This is a genomic window from Mesorhizobium sp. M7A.F.Ca.CA.002.05.1.1 (assembly GCF_003998335.1).
In the GTDB taxonomy this organism is placed as follows: Bacteria; Pseudomonadota; Alphaproteobacteria; order Rhizobiales; family Rhizobiaceae; genus Mesorhizobium.
Map to the genome: position 1 here is coordinate 1 of NZ_RZQI01000300.1, position 6,403 is coordinate 6,403.

The 6,403-nt window shown below is 58.1% G+C and carries 6 protein-coding genes; 2 read left to right on the top strand and 4 right to left on the bottom strand.

What is annotated here, in order from left to right; all coding sequences use genetic code 11:
- Window positions 1–755 (bottom strand): HWE histidine kinase domain-containing protein (locus EN939_RS16685; protein ID WP_127268867.1); only part of this gene is annotated, 755 nt, incomplete at its 3' end.
- The gene (locus EN939_RS16690; protein ID WP_127268868.1) at window positions 752–2,191 is read right to left on the bottom strand and encodes an ATPase domain-containing protein; all 1,440 of its coding nucleotides are present in this window, start codon (window positions 2,189–2,191) and stop codon (window positions 752–754) included. The genes EN939_RS16685 and EN939_RS16690, both read right to left, overlap by 4 nt.
- Window positions 2,192–2,437: 246 nt before the next feature.
- Between EN939_RS16690 and EN939_RS16695 the strand changes: the two genes are divergently transcribed.
- Window positions 2,438–4,369, top strand: coding sequence for a hybrid sensor histidine kinase/response regulator (locus tag EN939_RS16695; RefSeq protein ID WP_127268870.1), 1,932 nt, complete (start codon window positions 2,438–2,440; stop codon window positions 4,367–4,369).
- Window positions 4,370–4,774: 405 nt separating this feature from the next.
- Here EN939_RS16695 and EN939_RS16700 read toward each other — a convergent pair whose 3' ends face one another.
- Window positions 4,775–4,981, bottom strand: a complete 207-nt coding sequence (locus EN939_RS16700) for a DUF3606 domain-containing protein (protein ID WP_127268872.1) — start codon at window positions 4,979–4,981, stop codon at window positions 4,775–4,777.
- Window positions 4,982–5,102: 121 nt separating this feature from the next.
- Window positions 5,103–5,243 (bottom strand): hypothetical protein, encoded by a 141-nt coding sequence (locus EN939_RS38085; protein WP_164751032.1) that lies wholly within the window; start codon window positions 5,241–5,243, stop codon window positions 5,103–5,105.
- Window positions 5,244–5,460: 217 nt separating this feature from the next.
- On the opposite strand from EN939_RS38085, the gene EN939_RS16705 reads away from it, so the two are divergent.
- The gene (locus EN939_RS16705; RefSeq protein ID WP_127268874.1) at window positions 5,461–6,324 is read left to right on the top strand and encodes an ATP-dependent DNA ligase; all 864 of its coding nucleotides are present in this window, start codon (window positions 5,461–5,463) and stop codon (window positions 6,322–6,324) included.
- Window positions 6,325–6,403 lie beyond the last annotated feature (79 nt).

Sequence of the window (6,403 nt, forward strand, 5' to 3'; positions counted from 1 at the left end):
GAGAGGGCGAGAGTTGTACCGGCATCGCGCGAAAGCAGCACCTCGGGTCCTTCGATCGTGATGGCAGTTTGATCCTTGGAAAGGTATGGCGCGAGGACCGATTTTGCTACATTCGTTAAGGCCACTGTCTCGCCACCGGCAGCAAAAACTGCAGAATGAACATCCGACAAGGCTCTCAATCTCCCTTTGAAGTCTTCTGCAAGTCCCTCTGCCGAGATCGCGCCGCGCCTGGTCATATCGAAGATGGATATGACGGTCGCCAGGATGTTTTTCACTCGATGATTTAGTTCAAGGCGTAGTTCCGTCTCCCGCTCAAGATAGTCACGCACGTCGCGCTGGCGAATTCTGGTGAGGAGTGCCGACTGGATTCCGCTTATCAGTTCGAGCGCAGCCACGGGACGCTGATAGTATATCTGACGCGAACGTGGCCAAGCAGCACTCAGCGCCGCTTGGATGCGTGACTGCTGTGCCGCGCGGTCCAACAAAACAACGATTGGAATTTCCGACCAATTCGGCTGCGCCTGAAGGAAACTTTCAACCGTTGCGATAGCCTGAGGATTCAAGGCTTCGTGAGTAACAACCAGCACTCCAGGGGATAGCGCAAGCAAACCCTCTAAGTCCTCGGGACTCGCCGCTAGAGCCCGTAGACCACGTTCTTGCAGCAGGGAAGCGGTGTAACCAGCATCCTTGCGGTAAGGCGCCAAGATCAGCACCCAATCCAGTGTTCCCAGCCCGTTTCGCTCGACGTCGTTCACGTCTCGGGCAGAGGATTGTAGGAAACGACGGAAACGCCGGAACTCGCGATGAACAGTTCCCGGACATCGAGATCGTGCGGGCCGTGGCGCTTCTTGACGACCGTGATGTTGCGCCTCAAACGGCCCTCATGCTCGGACATGCGCAGCAGAAGCACGGTGTCGCCGAGAAAACTAACGTCCACGTCGATCCCAACGTTCTGCCCGAGCAAACCATGCTGGGCGACAATGAGCATGGTCAGCACGTCAGCGCGCGCGAGATGTTTCAGGAGAGACTGGATGTCCAGAACCGCCTTTTCCCGGTGGGGAAGAGAATTCAGATAGCCGGTGAAGCTGTCAATCACGACAACCCGGGTATTGTTGCGACTGACGACTTGCTGCACAATCTGGCCGAACTCCCCAGGCGAGATTTCGTTGGGACTAAAATCGTAGATGACAAGTTGGCCATCCTTGTGGAACTGCCGAAGATCCATCCCAAGGCCCTCGGACCGGCGAAAGAAAGTCTCCAGTCGCTCCTCAAACAGGAACAGGGCCACGCTTTCGCGGCGCTGAAGCGCGGCAGTGGCGTAAAGCGAAGACATCGTCGACTTGCCTGTTCCCGACTGACCAATCACGAGCGTTATGGTTCCCGATTCCTGGCCGCCGCCGAACATCTCGTCGAGAGCGTCTACCCCTGACTTGATCAGTTGCGGCTTGGTCACTTCGGGAGGCGACCCTGGCACAATCCTCGGAAACACCACAACGCCCTCGCCCTCGCGAATGGCCATATCGTGATAACCGTCAGCAAACGGCACGCCGCGCATCTTGCTGACTTCAATGCGCCGGCGCACGCCGCCGTAGTCCTCGAGAGATTTATCAAGCCGGATCACGCCGTGGGCAATGCCCTCGATTTCCTCGCCGTTGTGATCGCCTCCGCTGGTCTGGGTGTCGAGCAACACCGCCACAATGCCCCGTTTGGCAAGGAAGGCCTTGAAGCCAATCAGTTCGCGCCGGAACCTCGGTGTGTCACCGGTAATCAGCCGGATCTCGAGCAGCGAGTCATAAACAAGCCTGTGGGGTTTGTGTTCTTCGATCGCGCGTTCAATCGCCTTGCGCGTTTCATCCAATCGAAGGTCGGCAGTCTGGAAAATCGTCTGATCGGCCGCGCCACTCAGGGTCTCCGAAGCGGACAATTCCTCAACACGAATCCCATCAAGCGTCCAGCCGTGTGAAGACGCAATCGCCTGCAGTTCGGCGGCGGTTTGCGAAAGGCTGACATAGATGCAGCGTTCACCGGCTGCCACACCGGCGCGCAGGAACTGCAAGGCCGCGGTCGTCTTGCCTGCGCCTGGATCGCCTTGCACGATGTAGAAGTTGGAAGCGGGCAATCCACCGCGAAGAATTTCGTCCAAGCCGGCAATGCCGGAACTTACAACGGGCTGCTTCTTTCGCTCGGTCATTCCGCCCTCGTCTCCAAACAGGAATCGTAAGCCGCCATAATCATAGGTTCGAAGTAGAACCTGGGTAGACCGACCGGCGGCCCGACCCCAGTATCTGGAATTCCAGTTTCTGTAATGGCCGCGCCGCCGTCAGGCAAGTAGCTCGTTGCAGGCCACGGCAATCACGGCCTGTGCCACATAAGGACGCACGCCTTCCCCTCGTCTGTGGAACCATCCGAGACGCCAGCAGTTTCATGAAGTTGACAGATGAACGGATGGGGTATGATTCAAGGGACCGTCGATAAAGCCGATGAGGATCGCTACCGCGTTCTCGTCGAGGCCGTTACCGATTATGCGATCTATATGTTGAACCGTTCGGGAACCGTGACGAGTTGGAACGCGGGGGCAGAGCGGTTCAAAGGCTATTCCGCGAGCGAGATCATCGGTCAGCATTTCTCGTGCTTCTACACGCAGGAAGATCGCGAAGCTGGTCTTCCATCGCGGACTCTGGAGACAGCAGCCCGCAATGGCAAATTTGAAACCGAGGGCTGGAGAGTGCGTCGCGACGGGAGCCGTTTCTGGGCTCATGTTGTGGTTGATCCTATATTCGATCCAAGCGGCAAATTAACCGGCTTCGCAAAAGTCACCCGTGATCTTACCGAGCGCAAGAAAGCGGAGGATGAAATCCGGAGAGGTCAGGAGCAGTTCCAGCGCCTGGTTCAGGGCGTGACGGACTACGCGATCTATATGCTTGATCCTGAAGGCGTAATCACGAGCTGGAACTCGGGTGCAGAACGCATCAAAGGTTACTCGGCCGACGAAATAGTCGGCAAGCACTTCTCGCAGTTCTACACGCCCGAGGATCGCGAGCGAGGCACTCCGCAAAGCGCCTTGGAAATCGCTGCTCGCGAGGGGCGAGTTGAGCGCGAGGGCTGGCGGATACGCAAAGACGGTACTGCGTTCTGGTCCCATGTGGTCATCGACGCCATTCGGCACGAGGATGGCGAACTCCTGGGTTTCGCGAAGGTTACGCGGGACATAACGGAACGGAAGAAGGCGCAGGAGTCATTGGATCAGGCACGCGAAGCCCTTTTCCAGTCACAAAAAATGGATGCGATCGGTAAGCTGACGGGCGGTGTCGCTCACGACTTCAACAATCTGCTGATGGCGGTTCTGGGTAGTCTTGAGCTGCTGCGCAAACGGCTACCTGACGATCCACAATTGCTGCGTCTTCTGGATAATGCCGTGCTCGGGGCGCGACGGGGAGCGTCGTTGACGCAGCGCATGCTGGCTTTCGCGCGGCGGCAGCAACTCGATCCGAAGCCTGTCGATTTGATTGAGCTCATACATGGAATGAAGGAGCTCTTGGAGCGATCGCTGGGCTCAAGAGCGACTATCGAGACCAAATTTCCGCTCTCGCTCGATCATGTGATGGTGGATGAAAGTCAAATCGAACTCGCATTGCTCAATCTGTGCGTCAATGCCAGGGATGCGATGCCTGACGGCGGAACGATCGTCATCTCCACTCGGATGGAACAGGTCGGCGAAAGCAAAGAGGCAGGCTTGGCCCCAGGCCCATACGTCTGCCTCTCGGTAGCAGACGCTGGCGAAGGAATGGACGAAGAAACACTAGCTCGGGCGACAGAACCGTTCTTCACCACAAAAGGCGTTGGCAAAGGCACGGGTCTCGGTCTGTCTATGGTACATGGGATGACAGAACAAATGGGCGGGCGCCTGACGCTTAGGAGCCGCAAGGGAGCAGGGACGACGGCGGAACTGTGGCTGCCGGTCGCCACCGCGAGCTCGGAAGTCGCGCGCGGGCCGGATGTTCTTGCCGAGGAAGCCATTGAGACGGCGTCGCTGCGGATCCTGGCAGTGGATGACGATGCCCTGGTCCTTTTGAATACCGCGGCAATGCTCGAGGATCTCGGCCATACTGTCGCGGAGGCGCATTCTGCGGCGGCAGCCCTCAGGCTTTTGGAGGAGCACCCGTTCGACCTCGTTATAACGGATCATGCTATGCCGAAAATGACGGGCCTGCAGCTATCGAATACGATCAAAGTCCAGTGGCCGCACGTACCCGTCATTATAGCAACGGGCTACGCCGAACTCCCGGGGACTCGCGACATCAAGATTCTCAGCAAGCCGTTTACAGAAGAAGAATTGGCGAACGCAATAGCAACCGCTAATGTTGCGTAGGGTGGCCTGAGAGACAACCCCTTTGAGTTCCTTGATGCGTCAAGCTCGGATAAAACCCTCCAATATTTTTCTCTGTGCCGAGAGTACTTGCGAAGCGGCAACCTGCTCAGCGGTCAGAAGGGAGGTTTCTATGGAAAGTGTACGTTCAAGCAGCCGATTCGTGAGAGAGGACGGCTTCGTTCTTCGAAAGATCGCTCTGGTCTCCTGCCCTACCAGCCTATGCCGCACTTAGCTCCCGGATCTAACTGTTTGCAAGGATTGGGAACCCGCGAGGCGTTGTTCTCGCAGTCCGCGCAGTCAAGCAGGAGTGCGGACAGGCCTACCCAGCCGCGAAACAGAAAAGCCCCGGCGCTGGATCTGCACCGAGGCTAAGGGCATGTACGAGCTACCTAGCATGTCCGAGTTTCAACCTCCGCTAATATTGTAAATGAATGGTGAACTGTGCGCACCGACTTCACCCGGTTGTGTTTGGCGTCCCTGTGGTTCGCGAAGGGCCGAATATGCTCCACCAGTAAGCTGGAATTTGCTGGCGAGATCGCCGACCTCGTATTCCTCGTCGCCCGAAACGCGGTCTCGATCACGAAAATCACGCCTGCTTTTGTCATCTGGCATGGTTGTCCTCCTGAGCGGAGCAGCGCAAGTGGCGCCGGTTCCACGTAAGGGTGGCCAGCGCTTGTCGCAGAGTTGGCCCTGCGCCGGCTTGGTTCTGCCCGCACGGGATCCTTTGTGGAGGCTATTGATCTTGTGTGGCCTCGATCAGACGCCGAATCCTGCCCGACCGCTCGATGTTTTGGGCCACCATCTTTTCCGAGCGCTCAATCGCGAGCTCGGCCCGTTCGAGGCGCTGCTTGGCACTGGCGACTTCGGCCGCCATCGCGATTCCCCGGCCTTTCGTGATGTTTGTCATGGGATTGAAACACCGGGAGGGCGGAATCGTTCCTTGAGCCGGCCAAGCGGCGCTCCAGCGATTTCAGCCGCTGGATCAAGATAACGCTCCTCAAGGTGCTCCGGAGCTGCCCAAGCGTCTGGTGCGTTCCTTTGCAACTATTTTAGCCTCTTCTAATTTAAAGTCGGTCAGTCCGAGTTAGCGTATGTTGAAGTTCATCCGGCCGATGTTCCCCACGCTTGTCGAGGTGCCGCCGACAGGGGACAACTGGATTCACGAAATCAAATATGACGGCTATCGTACCCAGGTGATTGTTGAGGACGGCAAGGCCAGAGCGATCACGCGAAGGGGCTACGACTGGTCATCGACGTACAAGACGATTGTCGAGGCGGCGGCAACCATTCCGAAGTCGGCAATCATCGACAGCGAGGCAATCGTCCTTAACGAGAAAGGCGTGTCGGATTTCCATTCGCTGCGGTCGGCGATGCGATGGGCGCCGGATCGGATCATCTTCGTTGCCTTCGATCTGCTGCACCATGACGGCATCGACCTGCGCCCCGAACCATTGCTGGCACGCCGGGAAAAGCTGCTCGAACTCGTCAGGCCTGCCAAGGGCGTGATCCAGTACAGCCACCATGTGCATGGCGGCGGGGATGACTTCTACGCCGCGGTTGACCGCATGGGCCTAGAGGGCATGGTGTCGAAGCGGCCTGACAGCGTCTATCGGTCAGGCGACACCGAAGCGTGGCTGAAAACGAAATGCTATGAGGAAGTCGACTTTGAAGTTGCAGGCGTGCAGCGAACGCCCAGTTCGGCTCCACTCGCCTTGATGGCAACCCGCGATGCGGAACGCCGCTACGTCGGCTCGGCAAACATCGCCCTGACCAAAGCCATGCGCGAACGCCTCTATGCCAAGGTGCAAGAGGGGAAAGGCGCGCCACCGAGGGGCGCCGACAAGCCCGATGCCGAATGGATCAAACCTGGCCTTGTCGGACGCGTGAAGACCCTCAAGCGCGAAAATAAACTACGCCACGCCACGCTGCGGGCGATCCGGGAGGCAAAGGCATGACGCATCGCCCACGATGCACATCTCGGGATCGACCGGTGCGGGGGTGGCCGGCGCCTGTGGCGGGTTTGTTGGGACGTTA